Origin of the sequence: Metabacillus mesotrionivorans, assembly GCF_052171315.1 — a bacterium.
In the GTDB taxonomy this organism is placed as follows: domain Bacteria; phylum Bacillota; class Bacilli; order Bacillales; family Bacillaceae; genus Bacillus_P.
Genome location: NZ_JBQMFF010000003.1, coordinates 123,764 through 142,474 on the forward strand (window position 1 = coordinate 123,764; position 18,711 = coordinate 142,474).

Here is an 18,711-nt window from a genome sequence, read left to right on the forward strand (position 1 = left end):
TTCTATAAAAAAGACCTGGCATGTGCCAAGTCTGAGATGCAACTTAAATCTCTACGACAACTTTAAACCCATTGCCCTTAGACGTCTCAATAGAGTGGGTTCCATTCAGCGCTTTAACTCGTTCAGCAATTCCAGAGAGCCCCATACTCTGATGATTGGTGTACAATTCGTTCTGATCAAAGCCAATTCCATCATCCTCATAATGCAGAACAATTTTATCCTTGATGCAGACAAGCATAATCAGCACATGCATAGCATTAGAATGCTTGCCGGCATTGGTAAGAAGCTCCTGGACAATGCGGTACAAGTTCAGCTGGGTATCAATATCAATCGATTTTGTGAAGTTGCCTGCATTGAGCCTGACATCAAACGGAGCCGTTTCATTGTACTGGGCAGCAAGCTTCTGAAGCGCCTTAACGAGGCCCAGATCATACAGCAGCTGCGGCCGGAGCTCCTGGCAGGTTTCACGGGTTGTTTTAATAATATTCGTCATCGAACTGTTCATATCCTGAAGCTGGTCAGTAAACACAGCCGGGGCGGCTTCAAGCTCAGCCAGAGCCAGCTCACACTGGCGCTTCAGTGAAATCAAATCTTGAAGAACAGAATCATGCAGATCCTTGGCGAGATTAGAGCGCTGCTTTTCCTCGATGGAAAAGAGCACCTTTGTCAGCCAGGCCGGATTGCTGCCTTCACTTTTAATTTTCTGGAGATGGCTCATCAGTTCTTCAATCTTAAGGAAGTTTTCAAGAGATATATTCGTATAGAAAGAAAGAGTCTTCAGCCATGAAATTTCATCCCTGTTGAGCTTTGGCGTATTGAGCATGGACAGGCAGACCATCACAAAACTGCGCTCGTCTGTCTCCCCCACATTAATCACAAAACCCCTGTCCACTTCAACGATTTTCCCGATCTCATGAGATGCTTTCCTTATCTCTTTTTCATACAGGAGATAATCGGATCCTTTCATCTGAATATCAACCGAAACAATATCCCCATCTTTATTTACTTCCACATAGCTTGCCCTGCTGACAAGCAGGACATCTGTAATAACCTCTTTCAGCTCGCTGATGACCTGATCCAGCTTGCTCGCTTTACGGATGCTTTGCGTATATTTAAAGATACTGTCCTGATAGTTGTACTTCTCCGAAAAACGCTTAAACCGGAAGCGGAAATCGAGAATTTCTTTGATGTAGAAGACAACTACAAAGAGCAGATAAATCATTATTGACAAACGTATTGGATAGAAGCTCGGGCTGCTGTCCTTATTTACTAGAACCAGACCAACTCCTATAAATGTAGGAATCACTGCAAGCAATGCATAATATTTTACTCTTCCTAAGATAAACTCGATATCATAAATCTTTGTGGCTAAAAATTGATACACTAGTGAAAATGGAATTAACAGCAAAAAGGCTGCTAAGAAAGTAGGCGGGAAGATTTGCTTATTTAAAACAATATAAGGTATTGTATACAGAAGCAAAAAAGGTGAAAATGCTATTACATTCGTAATAATAAGAACTTTCACCAGATATTTCTGATCTGAATATTTTACTCTTTGAAGCCCAAATAGTTTAAGCCCAAAAGTTAAAATAAATAAAAGCAAAAAGGAAGTTAAGTTAATAGATTTAACTAATGAATAAAAGCTTAATGGGTAACTTAAGTTATAAATAATCCTTACAGTTTCAACAAGAAGATTAAAAAGAATAAGAGAGTAGCCGAAGTAAACAAATTTTACAGAAAAAAGAGCCTTGCCCATTTCCTTAAAATACTGGTATATAAAATGCAAATAAAAAACCGGCGTAAGCAAAAACAAGCTGAGATTAAAGTATCTGCTCATTATATCTCCTCTTGCAGAACTTCCGCCGCTCAAGTAAGCCATTGCAATTGTAATTAAAAACGCATTTAATATTAATGCAGAAAACAAATTAAGCTTTCTGTTGGATTTATAAATAAAGTAACTGCAAAATAAGCAAAGTAAATAAACCGTTAAAGGTACAACAACAACAAACATATTCTGATAATTAAAAATGGAGTCAGATACAACATATTCTTTTACTTCATTCCCTTTTAGCAGCTTAAGAGTCTCTACTTGTTCAAGCAGACCGCTGTTCGTGGAAGGAGAATGGAGAATCGGATTTTCCCCATTAATTTCAGTAACAATGTCTCCTGGACGAATACTGACATTATCCGCCCAAGATTTAGGTTCAATTGCTGTTATTTCAAGCTTATCGTCACTGATTATTTGTACGTTTGCTCCAACATAAGGAATTTTAATATTTATATAAGAAAAGTAAAGCGCCAAGATGCCACTTAAAATCACAATCAACAGATAGCTCTTGTTAAGATTTTTAATCATAAAATCTTCCTTCTACGTTTTTAGAACCAGAACATGTTTGTTGTTCTACCCATGTTCACTAGCCCCTCAACTAATCCTAACACTTCATCTACATTTTTCACACCCAGTAAGCTTGCTTCTCCGTTTACTACTTTTTCAACGATTTCAGGGTTTTCCACTAAAAAATTGACGATTTCCTGCATGAATTAATCTCTCCTTTTATTTTCTGATTGATTTATGATCAAATGAGACTTAAGAAGCTCAATTTGATGCTGCGGCAAGGGCAGTTCGGCAAGTAAAGTTGAAGCTTTTTGAAGAGCAATTTGTTTGATGACATTGAGGTAGTGGACGACGCCAGATTGAAACAATTTCGATTTGAATGCTGCTGCATCCCCGTATTGCTCCTCATATGACTTGCCTTCTGCGATAAAACGGCTCAGTTCTTTTGAATGCTCATTAAACCCCCTGTTTATGTAGAGGAGAGCCAAAGATTTTTTCTTTGATGACAAATCATTTTTGTGCAGATGAAATAAGTCACGGTAATCGTTCTCAATTTGGGCAGCCAGTCCTATTTGATAAGAATATTTTTCGACAATTGCCTGCTCTTCTCCAGTTGCGAGCATAGCTCCGCTTACAGATGCGAGAGCAACGAGGGAACCTGACTTTTTCTCGATCATGGAGGTGCATTCTTCTTCGGTTTCAACCCTATTCTCCAAATCGGCGTGCTGTCCTTCCATTGCATGAAGGGCTAATCGGTGAAACGCGCTGATGATCGTTCCTTTATAAGGGCTTTGCAGTTCATCAGCCATTTTCAGACTTACCGTATAGAGGGCGGTGGCAGCGTTAAGCGCAACCGAAGAATCAATCTTCATCCATGGTTCTTCAAAATTGTCTAGGTCTTCGAGATCATCCAGAATGTCAAATGAAAGAGCTAAAAGCTCAACTGCACCCGACAGCTGAACAACTTCGTCCTCTTTCCCTCCAAAAGCTGTATAGTGCAGGTTTGTCAATTGGGCAAAAGGGAAGGTCTTTTTCGCTTCTATGAACGAAAGGAGAAGGTGCAGCAATGTTTTGTTCTCAATATGAGATGTTACTGCAGTGTTTAAACGGTGAATCAGAGATTTATAGTCCAAATGTAATCACCCCTTCGAAATTATATTACAATATTCGCGACAAATTGAGTAGCTTAAAAACAATCTTTTTACATAAATATAAAACATTTAACATTAAATTCCATTTAATGGGTAAAAAAAAGACCCGGCTGCATTCAGCCAAGTCTTATGACACGTTTATAAAGGAGTATTTATCATACTTATCAATGCTTTTATTGATCATTCTCAGCGACTGCTTCGTTTCTTGAATTTCTTTTTCAAGACGTTTCAATAATTGAGTAATCTCTTCAATGTTGTGCTTTTTCATCGTTTCCACACTCCTCTGTAAAAGATCAAATTCTGCATGGTGAACGAAACACTTGTTTTGATCTTTCCTTACTTTAAATTTTAAAGGATGTGAAAAGGATTTTCACCGAAAATAATGCGAAAGAATCAGTGCGTGATACCGCAACTTGCGCTGGTAGTCTTTTTTGTTCATGGTCCAATCTGATTCGTAAAAAAGGGCAGAAAAAAGCCCCATATGAATGGGGTGATTTATTTTACAGTATTTATTGACTGCAGATGATAGGACTCTGCTTCCCGAAGGGCCATTTTTGTCAGTTCTTCTCTCTTTTCGATTGGTCCGCTAAATTCCAAGGTGTAATCAAGAATTCCCTGTTCTGAGAGCAAACACTCCATTTTAACCTTACTGTCACCGATAACCACCGAAAACACCGCAACCGTTTTATCATCCAGCACATATACGGATGGCTGCACACGCATGAGAGAGCAGAACCTCCTTTAAAATAAAATGAACATTACCTTATTTCGACATTCACTTGGTAAATCCTTCATTTTCCATTTAAAAAGTCGGTTCATATTCCTCTGCGGCTCTTATCCCAAGAGATGTGATATAAACGCTGCTGCCCGCAAATCAGATTTTGAATTTTTTCACAAGCTCCTGCAGATGATTTGCTGCTTCACTCAATTCTTCAGCTGAACTTGCCACTGTTGAAATCGCTCTTAACTGTTCATCTGTAGAAGCGCTGACCTCTTCTGATGCGGCCGCAGATTCTTCTGTAACGGCAGCAATACTCTCAATAGCAGCTGCGGCTTGGTTTTTCTGTATAGTCATGCCTTCCATTTCTCCGGCGACAGCCGAAATGAACTGTGATAACTCACTCATCAAAACAACGATATTCTGAAATGCCTCTCCCGATTGATGAACCGCTTGCTGCTGTTCCAGATTCATTTCTTTCGTTCTGCCCATGGCATCTACCGCTCGCTTAGACTCATTTTGAATGCCTGCAATTGTAATGGAGATTTTGTCAGTTGCAGCAGCTGACTGTTCTGCAAGCTTTCTCACTTCTTCAGCGACAACCGCAAATCCCCTGCCGCTCTCTCCCGCTCTTGCGGCTTCTATGCTTGCGTTTAAAGCAAGCAGATTGGTCTGGTCTGAAATAGCAGATATGACCGTAACCACTACTTCAATCTGTTTTACTTTCTCAGTCAGATCTGAAAGCACCTCTTCTACAGCGGAAAGCTCTGCAGTCGACTCTGCTGATTTTAATTGCAGGACGTTCAGTTTTTCAATACCAGCAAAGCTTGCTTCTTCCGACTTTGAATTCAGGGACTGGATAATGGTCACTGTTTCATTGACCATGTTTATTTTCTCAGCAAGATCGCTCATGCGTTCATTCATCTTTTCAGCATCTGCTGTCTGTGCAGAAGCACCTCTTGCAACATCTTCCATAGCACCGGCTACTTGTTCACTCGCAGCCATCGTTTCTTCAGACACTGCGCTTAAATTCTCGGCTGATGCAGTCATAGCTGCAGCAGAACTGGATACTTCGCCAATCATGCTGCGCATGTGGATGACCATGCGGTTAAAGTGATTTGCAAGTACTGCAACCTCATCTTTTCCTGATATGGAAACTTCTTCCGTTAAATCCCCGCCTGCCACTGCTTCGGCACTCTGTGCAATCATTTTTATAGGCCGGGCAATCGATCTGGATACAAAGTACCCGCTGACAACTGCAGCAAGCAGGGCACCCGCTGTTATGATTGTGCTTGTGAGAGAAACCGCATCTGCTGTTTCCATCAAGTCATCGTGCTTGTAGACTGCCCCTATCTTCCAGTTCAGTGCAGGTATGGTTTCAAAGTAAAGCATCCGCTTGTCTGATTCAAAGGTATAGTCAACAAGTCCTTTCTCTTTTTCTAATACATCTTTCATAAAATCAAGCTTTGACAAATCTTTTCCCTGCTCTGTTGGATGCGATAGCGCCATCCCTTTTTGATCAAGCAAAAAAGAATAGCCCCCATAACCGACCTCTACACTTGCGACAATTTCATTTATGGCGTCTAAAGAAAGGTCAAATGCAACAACACCAATAACCTTCCCGTTCTGGACAACCGCCTTGGCACCTGTGACAGTATAAGTTCCGTTTGTTGCATCCTCATAAGGCTCCGTCCAGATTACCTGGCCGGGATTTGCTTTTGCTGCTTTATACCACGGCCTATCGGTAGGATCAAATCCATCCGGAAGATCTGTTTCCGGCTGAATATAAAGAGACTTGTCTTCACTGCCGGCGTAGATTAAATGAACTCTTTTATTGGTTTCAAGAAACGTTTGGAACTCTTTATCGACCTCCGCTTTGTTTTTACCCCCGGAAACTAAACCGGCTATCTGATTATTCTCGCCAAAACGGATGAGATTTTTTTCGTAGTCTCTTAAACTTAATTCTATATTGCTTTTCAGCTGCTGAATAATGCCTTCACCGTTTCTTTTCGCATCTTCTCCTATTTTTTCCTGAAGATAAAAGTAGGAAAATATTTGAACGGATGAAAGGGCTGCCAACAGGATAGCAGCAATAAAAAAGGTAATTCTCACTTGAAGTTTTTTGAACATAATGTTATTCCCCCAGACTCTCTCTATCTTGGGTAATATCGGCTATTGCTGCATTCAAGTGAGGGTTTTCATCTAAAAAAAAGTCGCTCAGTCCAAACAGCCAATCATTTTTTTGACCGCATCTGCCAATTTTGCCTGAGGCATTCCCGGTACATTGCCAAGTTCCGAGGCAAGCTCTTCTGATGCAGGAATATGTATAAATCCTGCCGGAACCTTTTGCTCTGCCAGTTCAAAGTGTCGGCACACACGGTACATAAGGTAGTTGCAAAGATATGTTCCTGCTGTGTTGGATATCCCGGCAGGTATGCCGTCTTTTTCAAGTGCATTCACAAATTTTCTGATTGGGAGTGTGCTGAAGTAAGCAGCAGGGCCCTCCTTCTCTATGTGTTCGTCCCGCTTTACAATTCCGTCGTTGTCTTTATCTCCATCCGCACAGTTAATGGCCACTCTTTCAGGTGTAATCTTATCTCTTCCGGCAGCTAAACCGAGCAGCATGACAGCATCCGGCTTTTCCTTTTCGATCTGCAGGAGGCATTGTTCCCACGTGTTTGAAAATGCTACAGGCAGTACAGTCCCTGCAACTTTCCAGCTGCCTATAATCTCGCCGTCAAGCTGCTTTGCAATTTCAGCTGTCGGATTAAGCGGGTAATCCAAGAATGGTTCAAATCCTGTCAGCAATAGTTTTTTCAACTTGATCATCTCCTTACCTGCGTATTATATCAGAAAATTCCGTCATAAAAGGAGATGTTTCCATATAAAAAACCCCCGCCTGTCAGGCAGAGGTTTTGTTTCAATTAAATTACGCTACTTCATGTCCCATTGAAACCTGAAGAATGTCAAACCATTGCTCGCGCGTTAATTTGAGATCAAGTGCGCGGATCGCGGATTGAATTCTGTTCATTTTACCGGAGCCGACAATAGGCATAATCCCTGCAGGATGGCTGATCAGCCACGCATAAAGGACTTCATCGATTCCGTCTGCACCAATTTCTCCGGCAATCCGTTCAAGGGTGCTGCGGAGGTTTTCAGCTCTTTCATTTTCTGCAGAGAAAATGCTGCCCCCTGCAAGAGGCGACCACGCCATTGGCGCCATTCTCTCTTCCTGGCAAAGATCGAGAGTGCCGTCTTCGAAGTTTTCAAGCTGATAAGCCGAAAGCTCGATCTGGTTTGTCACAAGAGGAAAATCGAGATAAGACTGAAGCATCTTCATCTGAGAGCGCTTAAAATTAGACACGCCAAAATGACGGACTTTGCCCTCTTCTTTCAATTGTTTAAACGCTTCTGCCACTTCGGCAGGGTTCATATATGGATCAGGGCGGTGGATCAGCAGAACATCTATGTAGTCTGTCTGGAAGTTTTCCAGGGATTTGTCCACTGATGCCAGGATATGCTCTTTACTTGTGTCGTATGATTTAATCCCATGATCCGGGCGGTTGTCAGAGACTAGTTTAATTCCGCATTTCGTGACAATCTCCATTTTTTCCCGCAGCTCCGGTTTAAGAGCGAGCGCGTCGCCAAAGAGCTTTTCACATGTGTAATTCCCGTAAATATCAGCATGGTCGAACGTTGTAATTCCTGCTTCAAGACAATCTTCAATCAGCTGAAGCACTTCCTCATTTGACATGTTCCAGTCAGAGAGTCTCCAAAGTCCATGAATAATTCTTGAAAATGATAAGTTTTCTGTCAGTTGTATACGCTGCATCATCATTCTCCTTTCTATCGTATTGTATCTTTCATTCGCATAAATTAAAAGCGATTGGCTTTCAGCCGCTTTTCGCCGTTTCCCTGTCTGTATCAAGCAGATGGGCTGACCAGGCAATTGCTTCTCTGTAGCATTCATCAATTTCATCAAGAGACAGCGGCAGGTCCTCCCAATTGAATGTTTCGATTTTAACAGCCGCGTCCAAAACAATCCGGATTTCATTCTGTTTTCCCCGAATGGCATCCCTTATGTCATCTGATAAAGGAAGTTCATCAAGAACTTTATCTAGACTGCGGTGCAAGAGTGCGTCTACAAGCGAAAACATGCCTGTCAGCATATAAAGAGATGGTTCTGATTTGCCCATTTTAACAGAAAGCTTTTCGCATAATTTTGCTCTCTGCAGCGACAGGCGGATAACTTCTTCCTGAATAGGATCTTGACTTCCTTTAAGATTTTTGATGGATAGTATGTAAATCCATTTCTTTATTTCATTCAGCCCGAGTAGAACGATCGCCTGCTTTATGGACTTTATTTTGTTTCTTGGCCTGAATGCAGGAGAGTTAATGAGTTTAAGCAGTTTGTATGACAAAGACAGATCCTGCTCAATTTGTTCTGTGATGGTGTCGATGTCAGGTTCTGTTTTTGACAGCTCATGAAGAATCTGCAGATAGGCATGAATATAAATCGGAATATCATAGCTTGACAGAACAACAGGCTTGCTGAAGAAGTACCCTTGAAAATAGTCATAGCCATCGCGTACAGCCTGTTGATATTCATCATGTGTTTCCACTTTCTCAGCCAGAAATGAAACGCCGAATGGCTTGTATCTCTCTATAATTTCTTTCCTGGCTGCAGGACTCGTCTGCAGCAGGTCAACTTTAATAATGTCGATATACGCAAGCAGTCTGTTCAGCAGAAGGTTATTCTGCACAACATTAAAATCATCCAGGGCAATTGTATACCCCTGCTTCTTCAAGTCTCTGCAGATGCTGACAAGTTCTTCTGTCACAGGAACATCTTCCAGGATCTCCACTACAATCGAACTAGGATTGAAGTAGCTTGGGAGCTTCATTTTAAGCAGGCTCTCTGTAAAGTTAATAAAACACTTTTTTCCCTGTGAAAGTTCCTCAAGACCAATATTAATAAAACTGTTCACAATCACGTCTGTCGTTGCTTCGTCCCCGTCTATATTAGGGAATGCGTTACTTTTGTCTCCATTGCGGTAAAGTAATTCGTAGGCAACATTTTGACCGTTCCTGTCAAAAATCGGCTGCCTGGCCACGAATACCTTCATATGTTCAACCCCTTTGCCCTTTTACCAATCAGTACAATTGACCTATATCAATTGTACACATAAGCAGCATTCAGGGCTGTCGAATTATGTAGATTGTTTTTTATAGTGCCAAATATTTTTCCGTGACGTAAAACAGCATTTTCTCGTCGCGCCTGCCGCAGGCAATCGCAGCCACTTTTTTCAGTGCATCCTTGATGACTGAGCGGTCCTTTACAGCTCCCGATTCATCAAGGATTTCATGATAGCATTTTAAAGCATCCGTCAGTTCCCCGCGTGTTTCATGCATATCGCCAAGCAGATGAAGAAATTTAAATTTATAATCGGTAAAAGGCTCTGAATAGGCATCGTTAAATGATTTGTACAGGCTGAGAACGTGCTCCTCTTTTCCGGACTCCTGATATGTAACAGCAAGTTCAAATAATGTATTTAAGATCCCTTTGCTGTCTTCCAGCTGATTATAAAGATCATGAGCTGATTTTAAATACGAAACGGCACTTTCCGCATCTGACGTATATCTGCTTAAAATACCCAGATTTGTATAAGTTCCTGCCAAATTCAGCTGATCATCTGTTCCCTCAAAAAACAGAAGAGCTTTTGCATAAGCGCCCTTCGCATCTTCATATTGGTTCATCCTTCTGTAGCATAATCCAAGAACCATATAAACGATGCCTGTCTGATAATAAATGGCTGTTTTGCTGCTGACCGAAAGAGCCTGTTTAATAAAGCGGATGGCGGAGTAGTACTCTCCCTTTTTAGCATGGGCAAGACCAAGGTTGTTCAGCAGGGATATTTTTTCTACTCCCGATGCTTTGAAGGCGATAGAATCATCATATGCTTCGTTCAAATATGTAAATGCTTGTGAAAACCGGTCTTCATTAATTAAAAGATAGGAGAGCTCATTGCTCGTTCTCAGCCGTTCTTCGCAATACGGCAGATTACAGTACAGATCATAGCTTTTTTCAAAAGCCGTGACTGCTCCATCAGTGTCCTGCCTGACACTCTGAAGGATACGCCCCTGACAGAAATAATAAAGAGCTAGATCCCGCTGATTAAGGGCAGACAGGTTCTTTTCGATATCATTCAGATGCTCCTCAGCATCCGCAAAATCATCGTTTATAACAGCAAATTCCAGATTTGACAGCGCCTTTTTAATATCAAATGAAAGAAGTGCTTTATTTTCCTCTTCAAAGAAATCCTGAATGTTACACTGAAGCCGTTCACTGAACTTTAAAAGCAGCTTATACGATGGCTGCACCATGCCTTTTTCAAGCTGGCTGATATAGCTTCTGTTGACAATGCCTGCTGCAAGCTCGCTTTGGGTCAGTTTTTGTTTTTTTCTCAAATGCCTGAGTTTTAAGCCGACGGTATTCATTCTTACCCTCCTGAAAAAAGTCGATTATGTCTTGACAAGAAATTGAATAGTTGTATATATTTGAATTGTCAGTTAATTATAACAAAATGTTAGTTTTTTTAAAATGTTAAATAAATAAATCATTGGAGGTCATAACATGAAAAAAGGGAAAAAATATTTATTGTATCTTGCACTTGGTGCAGCCATCCTTACAGCAGGCTTTTCTGCATTAGATGATAAAGTCCATACGGCTGACGAAGAATGGCCGAGAATCATCAAGTCTGAAAAATACAGCTGAGCAGATTGTTTTATATTTATCTATTAAACCATATTTTTCAGAACGTGAAACAATCAATTTTGGAAAATTCTTTAAAAGAGAAAGCTTTATAGAAACCGCAAAACCGCTAAAATAGGCCTTCAAGCGTCCTGTTTCAGCGGTTTTTCTGTATAAAAAGAGCTTCACGGATCTAAAATCCGGAAGCTCTTTTTATAGTATTATTGAACTCTTGCAAATCCGAAGCCTGATGCATGGTCGTCACCAGTTGCCGCTCCATATCCGCCTTTGATGTCATACAGTTTTGCGCGTCTTTGAAGTTCCGCACGTACTTGAACATTGCTTTGGCCTTTATTTGCAGACCAGATTTTCGCAGCAAGACCTGAAACGTGAGGCGTAGCCATAGAAGTTCCGCTGATTGTGTTATAGCCGCCGTTGATCCAAGTAGACTCAATGGCAGCACCTGGAGCGGAGATTTCAACATCTCTTTCTTGGATGACATAGTCTCCATCTGTTAACGAATTTCCGCGGGATGAGAAGTTTGCTACACGATATGTCCCGTTTTGCTGAACATTTTCAAGAGCTGCAACTGCAACTGCACTTGTCAAAGCACCCGGGTAGCCGATTGTGTTATTTGCATAACCTGAGTTTCCTGCAGCAGCAATCACTAAAGCTCCTTTGCTGTATGCGTAATCAACTGCACTTGTGATAAGGCTGTCTTTTCCGCTTGAACCAAGAGACATCGAAATAATAACTTTGGATCCCGTTCTTGTTCCTTCATCAGCAGCATGTCTGATGGCCGCTGCAATATCATCAGAGTAGCCTGATCCGCTGTCAGTCAGTACTTTGTACGCCCAAAGCTCAGCCTGAGGTGCTACACCGTAAATGCCTTGTCCGTCTGAACCGCCGTTAGCAAGAGCTGAACCTGCCACGTGAGTTCCATGTCCATTACGGTCTGTACAAGAGTTGTTCGTATACGTTGTGCCTACAGTGAAATCTTTGCACTGCTCGGCGTTTTGAGAAAGGTCAATATGGCTTGTCTGTACTCCAGTATCCAGAACAGCAATTTTAATGCCGTCACCGCCTGAAGTCTGAGTCAGCGAGCTGTTGTTGTAAATCGCCTTAATTCCCCACGGAGTCCGTGTGCTTGGAACTGCCATCGTTCCAATAGGCTTGCCTGCAGCCACTTTAAATGTTGCCACCTTTTCAACCTTCAGCTTGCTGTTTTTCTGAAGTTTCTCAAGCTGCTCCTGAGTGACCGTCGCAGTATAGCCGGCAGCACCGAAATCTCTGCGGACTTTATGAGTCTTCTTTACCTTTTGTGCATCTGTTCCTTTAATGACAACACGGAATTGCTCCTGCTGCGCCTCCTGCTTAACTGGAGCCTCGGCAAAAGCAGCAGCTCCAAAGGATGAAAGACTTAAAGACAGACTAAGTGCAGCAGCTCCAAGCGTTTTTGAAAACTTCATCATATTTCCCCTCTCAAAATGTTAGTTTTTTATAACTTTGTACTTCGAAGTAAATTAAATATATAATACGTTAACACTTTTCACAATAATCTAAATTTACTAATAAGTACAAGTTTTAAACTATGAGAATAGTCTGTCTTTTTAACTTTAAAGAATATCTTTTTCCTTATTTTCATAATATTGTAAATTTTTATTTGGCGATCTTACGAATCTCGATTCGTAAAAGGAGATTGAAGAGTTTAATCGACAAAATAAGACATTTTTTGTTGAATTTTTTTCTGTTCAAAAGATATAGTAGGGGTATGACGCATCATCAAGGAGTAATTTATGAGGAATGACCGATCTTTTGCAAAAGGATGTTTCTACGGGATTATTCTTTCTATTCCTATATGGCTGTTTATTTTTTACATTCTGTATAAGGTATTTTAAAAACCACTGGAGATATCTCCAGTGGTTTTTCACTCTTCATGAAAAAGATTTCTTATAAATAGAGTCTTCAACAAAAATGGATTCTTTGTCGATGGCATGTTCTGCAGCGACAATCAGGCCTATTTTTGTATCCTTCTGATCACTTACTATGGTAAATGGCTGTTCTGCTTCATTTGCAAGCTTAATATATTTTGAAAGGTCTGAATAAGCAATGGATCCGTTTAACAGCAGCCTATATCCTTTTCCGAGTCTGATGGCGGCTGCGGCTTCGCTGTATACTTTTTTCTGTCTAACCTGGCCATTCGTAAGAGCTACTTCAATTCTTTCTCTCAGAGTGCCCAGAAATTTGTTTCTTTCTTCCGGTTTCGTCTCAGGGGTACCGTAGATCCCCTGCTTCAAGTAGAGGTCAATCTGCTCGTCTGACATGATGAACGTCTCCTTTTATGCTGGGTTATACATTTTACTTTAGCAGAGTTGCGTGTAAACGTGAAATCATGCGACCCGCTTACCATGAATAGGCCAGAAGAATCTTCATCCATCCGAAGAAAGACAGCCACAGCGGTACACTCAAAACACCAGCCCAGATCATCCCTTTAAAAAAATCTGCTTCTTGCATGAGTAGTTCCCCCTCTAATTCATTCTGGTATTCATCTTTTCCTTACTCTGGCCTTTTTAAAACTCTCACACAAAAGTAAGCGTTTCCAAATACTATTCTTCTTTTTTTCTTCGTTTCCTCTGGGTCAAATTCTTCATTTCATCACACATTAGCCTCTTTCCTTTTCCAAAAACACCCGCAGCACGGGGCCGGCATATAGTATCTGTATCAGTGTTTCATTTATTCGGATATATTTTACATTCACACACACTACTTCAAACCGCTGGGAGGAATAGGATGTCTGCGATATCAGGGAAAGATTATTTGCAGCGTATGGCGGCATTAAAACCAAATGTATGGCTTAAAGGACAGCCTATTGAGAAGCCTCTATTTATGCACCCTGTATATAAAGGTGCCATGCAGACAAAGGCTTCTCTATATGATTTACAGGTGCAGAAGGAAAACCTCGGCTTTATGACATTTCCTTCTCCGTTTACTGGAGAGCCGGCAGGGATGTCCTACCTGGAGCCGAAAACGGCTGAAGACTTAAAAAAAAGACGGCGGATGATTGAGACTTGGGCAAAAGCTACCTGCGGCATGATGGGAAGAAGTCCCGACTATATGAATACCGCCTTAATGTCGCTTTCCGCTGCTGCTTCCATTGCCGGCTCCCAGGATGAGGAGTTTGCTGAGAATTTAAGGAACATGTACCGCAGGGCGCTTGAGCAGGACTTATCTTTTACCCACAGCTTTATTAATCCGCAAGTGAACCGCTCTTTGTATTATACAGAAGAAACACGACAGCCGATTGCAGCTAAAATCGTCAAAAAAACGGCTGACGGCCTTGTCATAAAAGGGGCAAGACTGCTTGCAACTGAAGGCGGAATGACGGATGAGGTGCTGATATTCCCTTCAGGCGGAAACAATTTAAGCGATGATTATGCGTTTGCCTTCAGTATTCCTGCCAATACACCCGGACTGAAGTTTATTTGCCGCGAGCCATTTCACTCAGGAGAATCCGCCTTTAATTACCCTCTTTCATCCCGGTTTGATGAAATGGATACCCTGCTTGTGTTTGAGGATGTTCTCGTGCCGTGGGAACGGGTCTTTTTCTATCATAGACAGGACATTGCTTTTAAACTTTTCACTCAGAGCGGTTTTGCACCGCACGCTCTTCATCAAGTCGTCACTAGACAGGTTGTGAAGCTGCAGTTTCTTATTGGTCTTGCCCAGGTGATGATCAATTCTCTTGAAGTGACTGCCTATGAACATATTCAGTTGAAAATGTCTGAAATGATTCTTGGGCTTGAAAGCATGGAGGCACTTCTTCTCCGTTCTGAAGCTGAAGCAAAAGTGGACACTTTCGGAACGATGACGCCAAGTTCACATGCACTCTACGCTGCCGTTACTCTTTTCTCAAAGCTCTATCCCCACTATATCAGCCTCCTTCAGCAGATTGGCGCCGGCGGACTGATGGTGCTGCCTTCAGAAGAAGATTTTGCATCTCCTATCGGAAAGGATATTGAGCAGTACCTTCAGGGGGCAGCAGTTGATGCAAAAACGAAAACAAAGCTGTTCCGCCTTGCATGGGAGCTGACAATGAGTTCATTTGGAACGAGGCAAACCCATTATGAACGGTATTTCTTCGGAGATCCTATAAGGCTTGCTAAAAATATCTACAGCAGCTATTCGAGAGAACAGTATATGGACAGAGTAAAAGACTTTCTGGAAAAAGCGGAAGAACGCCCTTAAGACTAAGGACGTTCTTTCTTTTTTATGCCGACTCTTCCCGAGAAGAAGACAGCTCCTTTGCCCATATCGGACAGCCTGTCTGGCGTCAGGACATTCACAAGCTGTTTTTTTACCGGGTCCTCTGCCCACAGCCCTTGTGTGACTAAAACGCCTGGGAGGACATTCTCTCCGGCAGCAACTGTCAGCTCGCACTCTCCCCGCCCGTTCCAGATAATGGCCGTATCTCCATCAGAAAGCCCCGCCCCTTCTGCATCCTTTTTATTTATATGGACTACTGGCGTTTTTTCGAGCGACACGTGTTTTTGATTATTGGAGAATGTGGAATTCAGAAAATTATGATTCGGCCCTGGCACAAAAAGATAGGGAAGCTCACTCTCTTTTACAAGCGGAGTATACACAGGCAGCGGCGGGTAGCCGGCTTTTTCCATTGCGTCTGAATAGAGCTCGATTTTCCCGCTTGGCGTATTCAGCTTCCCTGGAAATAAAGGTTTTACGCTGGCCTTTATCCATTTCTTTTCAGCCAGTTCATCAAATGCCACGTTTTCCAAATAGGGGTTATGAGTATGGTTTAGCGCCTGATTGATCATCTCTGCATCTGTATCTTTAAACGCCTGTTCAGTGAATCCCATTTTTTCTGCAAGAAGACGGAACACTTCGGCATTTGACTTTGACTCTCCGAATTTCTCAATAACCGGTTCCTGCAAATGAATATAGTGATGCCAGTAGGAGGTATAGAAATCCGTATTTTCAAAAGCGGATGAAGCCGGCAGCACAATGTCTGCATAAGAAGCGGTCTCTGTGAGGAATAGATCGTGGACGACAAGAAACAAGTCTTCCCGCATCAGTCCCTTTTTCACTTTTCCCGATTCCGGCGCCACAACCGCAGGGTTGCTTCCGTAGACAAACATCGATTGAATGGGCGGATCGGCGCTAAGAAGCTCTTCACCTATAAGGTTCATATTAATGGTTCTTGTCTGTTTATTGTTAAGAAGATCCGGTCTTTGGAGGGCATTTGTATTAAATGACAGAAAGCCGGAATTGCCCTTAATGGCGCCTCCGCCCCTGTGCATCCACTGGCCTGTCAGCGCCGGCAAACAGGCGATGGTCCGAATACACATACCGCCATTATCGTGATGCTGCAGCCCGTTTCCGATGCGGATACAGGACGGGGAGGCTTCCCCGTACATTTTCGCCAGTTTTATGAGGTCCTCAGCAGGAACGCCTGTCAGTTCAGAGACCGTGTGCGGGTCGTACTGTTTAACATGTTCCTGCAGAGCTTCATGGCCGATCGTATATTTTCTCAGAAAATCTTCATCTGTCAGCCCCTCTTTAAAGAGAATATGCATCATCCCGAGTGCCAGCGCGCTGTCTGTTCCCGGCAAAATAGGAATAAACCAGTCTGCCATTCTGCCTGTCTGGTTTTTATGAACATCGATGACAACGATTTTCGCGCCTTGTTTCCTGGCTTTCTGAGCAATAGTCATCTGGTGCATGTTCGTGCTCACCGCATTGATCCCCCAGAAAATAAACAGCTTCGTATGAATCGTGTCTTCCGGGTCAATACCGAAGCTTCCTCCCATCGTGTATTTATACCCTTCAGAACCCGCTGCCTGGCAGATTGTCCGGTCAAGCCTGCTCGCCCCAAGCCTGTTAAAAAAGCGCCGGTCCATCCCCTCAGCGCTTAAATTCCCCATATTGCCGTAGAAGCTGTATGGGAGAATGCTCTCAGGACCATCCGTTTCGATCAGACTTTTCCATTTAGATGAAATGGTGTTCAATGCTTCTTCCCATGAAATGCGCTCAAATTGCTTTTCGCCTTTTTTTCCTGTTCGTTTAAGGGGATACTCGAGACGTTTCACATCATAAATTCGTTTAGCCATGTGCCGCACTTTATTGCAGATGCTGCCCTTTGTGACAGGATGATTTGGATCACCGTCAATTTTCGTAATTTTACCGTTCTTTTTGTGCACCAGGAGACCGCACTGATCAGGGCAGTCAAGCGAACACACACTTGGAAAAACGCCATCCTTTTTTTCGACATAGGGATGCATGCGAACACCTCTTTTTTGGAAAATGATTGCATTCAGAATAAAACAGATTTGAATTTCCATCAAGGAAAAAGAAGGCCGTGATTTCGTCCGCAGCCTTCCTGATTTTCATTTTGATGCAGTAGATTCTCTCATTTTCATCATTGCCGGAACAAGCACTTTTAACGGAGTATCCCTGTGATTTGTCATTTTTTCCGTGAGAAGTGACAAGGCAGCTTTCGCCATTTCCTCAGCAGAAACGTGAAGCGTTGTCAGGGATGGGGCAAAATAATGAGCTTCAGGCACATCATAAAAGCTGACAATCGACACCTCATCAGGTATCCTTTTTCCCTCTTCTCTCAGAGCCGTGATGGCTGCAAGCGACATGACGCTGCTTTGAACAATATAGGCGTCGGCCAGGTTTCCGCTCTGAGATGCCTCTTTCATAATCCGGTACCCTTCTGTTCCGTGCGGTTCTGTCAAATACAAATGTTCCTCAGAGAGCAGGCCTGCTTTCATAAGCTCATCCTTTAAGGTCTCTCCCCAGTTTGGTGCACCAATGTACCCGATTTTTTCATGTCCCATCTCCTTCAGATGGGAAATCACCAGTTCAGTCATTTGATGCAGGTCAATGCTGACAACATCACCGTCAGCCCCCCCGTCCCAGTCCGTTAAAACAACTGACTGGCGGGACACTTTCTCAAGTGCCTCACTGTCGCCATTTTGCACCCTGCCAATCACAAGAACCCCATCAACATCTGCCATTCTTTTACTGTCAGATATATTTTCTCTGCGTATAATCTCTCGAATATGTATGCCCTGCTTTAGACAATAGACTTCCGCATACTTTCGCAGCGCTGAAAAGAAAGGATTTTCAAGTTCATCAGATGAATCATCTAAAACAGCCAAGGCAATGGAGTATTCTTTTTCCGAAGGTTTTGAGGATAGCTTGGGAACTCTATACTGAAGAGTTTCAGCAGCCTGCATAATTCTCGCTTTGCTGATCTCAGATACGTTTGATTCATACTCATGCAGCACTTCTGCTGCTTCCTCCCGGGAAACACCGGCAAGCTTTGCAATTTCATTTAACCGATTCATGTAAGCACCTCTTCCACTGTTCATATGGATTATTACCCAATTCCATCAACTATGAAAACCCTCTTTCTGCATGAAAGAGGGTGCTTCCTTATCCATTAAATGCTTTTGTCTGATCGATCAAATCAAAATCAAAAAGATTTGTTGCATTTTTATCACTCGTTATCACATTGAAGTCTCCAGTATTCAAACCGCCTGCCCCGAAAAACACTTTATCCGTGTGCTTTGGCGATAAAGCAAAAACATCTCCTACACTGACAGCCCCGCTGCTTCTTACCGCGTGAATTAAAATCGGCCCCACAAATGCCGGCATGACATCTCCACCTTTACTGTATATAACTCTTATCTGCCTATGCCAATGTATGCAGGGATAATTTGTATTGACACCC

General features: G+C 42.5%; 17 protein-coding genes. 2 read left to right on the forward strand and 15 right to left on the reverse strand.

Translation table 11 applies throughout. From position 1 onward, the window contains the following. Nucleotides 1-43: 43 nt before the first annotated feature. The 10 genes from ACTSEZ_RS10560 to ACTSEZ_RS10605 all read right to left on the reverse strand — a co-directional run bounded on the left by ACTSEZ_RS10560 (nucleotide 44) and on the right by ACTSEZ_RS10605 (nucleotide 10,702). Nucleotides 44-2,356: a sensor histidine kinase gene (locus tag ACTSEZ_RS10560; protein WP_369734193.1), complete on the reverse strand. Its 2,313-nt coding sequence runs from the start codon at nucleotides 2,354-2,356 to the stop codon at nucleotides 44-46. A gap of 20 nt (nucleotides 2,357-2,376) precedes the next feature. Continuing rightward, nucleotides 2,377-2,538 (reverse strand): competence pheromone ComX, encoded by a 162-nt coding sequence (comX, locus tag ACTSEZ_RS10565; RefSeq protein ID WP_369734194.1) that lies wholly within the window; start codon nucleotides 2,536-2,538, stop codon nucleotides 2,377-2,379. Nucleotides 2,539-2,541: 3 nt separating this feature from the next. Then, nucleotides 2,542-3,468: a polyprenyl synthetase family protein gene (locus ACTSEZ_RS10570; RefSeq protein ID WP_369734195.1), complete on the reverse strand. Its 927-nt coding sequence runs from the start codon at nucleotides 3,466-3,468 to the stop codon at nucleotides 2,542-2,544. A gap of 145 nt (nucleotides 3,469-3,613) precedes the next feature. After that, nucleotides 3,614-3,754 (reverse strand): degradation enzyme regulation protein DegQ, encoded by a 141-nt coding sequence (gene degQ / locus ACTSEZ_RS10575; RefSeq protein WP_029284053.1) that lies wholly within the window; start codon nucleotides 3,752-3,754, stop codon nucleotides 3,614-3,616. Between the two features lie 227 nt (nucleotides 3,755-3,981). Continuing rightward, entirely contained in the window at nucleotides 3,982-4,209 is a 228-nt protein-coding gene (locus ACTSEZ_RS10580; RefSeq protein ID WP_369734196.1) for a hypothetical protein, read from the reverse strand. Nucleotides 4,210-4,360: 151 nt separating this feature from the next. Next, nucleotides 4,361-6,334 carry a methyl-accepting chemotaxis protein gene (locus ACTSEZ_RS10585; RefSeq protein ID WP_369734197.1) on the reverse strand — a complete coding sequence of 658 codons (1,974 nt, stop codon included), beginning with the start codon at nucleotides 6,332-6,334 and terminating at the stop codon, nucleotides 4,361-4,363. A gap of 87 nt (nucleotides 6,335-6,421) precedes the next feature. Beyond that, nucleotides 6,422-7,024: a pyroglutamyl-peptidase I gene (locus ACTSEZ_RS10590; protein WP_369734198.1), complete on the reverse strand. Its 603-nt coding sequence runs from the start codon at nucleotides 7,022-7,024 to the stop codon at nucleotides 6,422-6,424. Nucleotides 7,025-7,133: 109 nt separating this feature from the next. Continuing rightward, complete coding sequence (locus tag ACTSEZ_RS10595) at nucleotides 7,134-8,036, reverse strand: aldo/keto reductase (RefSeq protein ID WP_369734199.1); 903 nt, start codon at nucleotides 8,034-8,036, stop codon at nucleotides 7,134-7,136. A gap of 61 nt (nucleotides 8,037-8,097) precedes the next feature. After that, nucleotides 8,098-9,330 carry an EAL and HDOD domain-containing protein gene (locus ACTSEZ_RS10600; protein WP_369734200.1) on the reverse strand — a complete coding sequence of 411 codons (1,233 nt, stop codon included), beginning with the start codon at nucleotides 9,328-9,330 and terminating at the stop codon, nucleotides 8,098-8,100. 100 nt (nucleotides 9,331-9,430) lie between these two features. Continuing rightward, complete coding sequence (locus ACTSEZ_RS10605) at nucleotides 9,431-10,702, reverse strand: tetratricopeptide repeat protein (RefSeq protein WP_369734201.1); 1,272 nt, start codon at nucleotides 10,700-10,702, stop codon at nucleotides 9,431-9,433. A 136-nt stretch (nucleotides 10,703-10,838) separates the two neighbouring features. Between ACTSEZ_RS10605 and ACTSEZ_RS10610 the strand changes: the two genes are divergently transcribed. Then, on the forward strand, nucleotides 10,839-10,979 hold the full coding sequence (locus ACTSEZ_RS10610) for a hypothetical protein (RefSeq protein ID WP_282034695.1): 141 nt from the start codon (nucleotides 10,839-10,841) through the stop codon (nucleotides 10,977-10,979). 197 nt (nucleotides 10,980-11,176) lie between these two features. Here ACTSEZ_RS10610 and ACTSEZ_RS10615 read toward each other — a convergent pair whose 3' ends face one another. Further along, nucleotides 11,177-12,427 (reverse strand): S8 family peptidase, encoded by a 1,251-nt coding sequence (locus ACTSEZ_RS10615; protein WP_369734202.1) that lies wholly within the window; start codon nucleotides 12,425-12,427, stop codon nucleotides 11,177-11,179. Between the two features lie 462 nt (nucleotides 12,428-12,889). After that, complete coding sequence (locus ACTSEZ_RS10620; RefSeq protein ID WP_369734203.1) at nucleotides 12,890-13,279, reverse strand: YueI family protein; 390 nt, start codon at nucleotides 13,277-13,279, stop codon at nucleotides 12,890-12,892. Between the two features lie 466 nt (nucleotides 13,280-13,745). On the opposite strand from ACTSEZ_RS10620, the gene hpaB reads away from it, so the two are divergent. Beyond that, complete coding sequence (hpaB, locus tag ACTSEZ_RS10625; RefSeq protein ID WP_369734204.1) at nucleotides 13,746-15,200, forward strand: 4-hydroxyphenylacetate 3-monooxygenase, oxygenase component; 1,455 nt, start codon at nucleotides 13,746-13,748, stop codon at nucleotides 15,198-15,200. 2 nt (nucleotides 15,201-15,202) lie between these two features. Here hpaB and ACTSEZ_RS10630 read toward each other — a convergent pair whose 3' ends face one another. From ACTSEZ_RS10630 to ACTSEZ_RS10640, 3 genes are all read right to left on the reverse strand, one after another. Beyond that, nucleotides 15,203-17,251, reverse strand: coding sequence for a molybdopterin-dependent oxidoreductase (locus tag ACTSEZ_RS10630; RefSeq protein ID WP_369734205.1), 2,049 nt, complete (start codon nucleotides 17,249-17,251; stop codon nucleotides 15,203-15,205). A 105-nt stretch (nucleotides 17,252-17,356) separates the two neighbouring features. Then, on the reverse strand, nucleotides 17,357-18,325 hold the full coding sequence (locus ACTSEZ_RS10635) for a LacI family DNA-binding transcriptional regulator (RefSeq protein ID WP_369734206.1): 969 nt from the start codon (nucleotides 18,323-18,325) through the stop codon (nucleotides 17,357-17,359). Nucleotides 18,326-18,413: 88 nt separating this feature from the next. Further along, complete coding sequence (locus ACTSEZ_RS10640; protein ID WP_369734207.1) at nucleotides 18,414-18,635, reverse strand: spore germination protein; 222 nt, start codon at nucleotides 18,633-18,635, stop codon at nucleotides 18,414-18,416. Nucleotides 18,636-18,711: the final 76 nt, after the last annotated feature.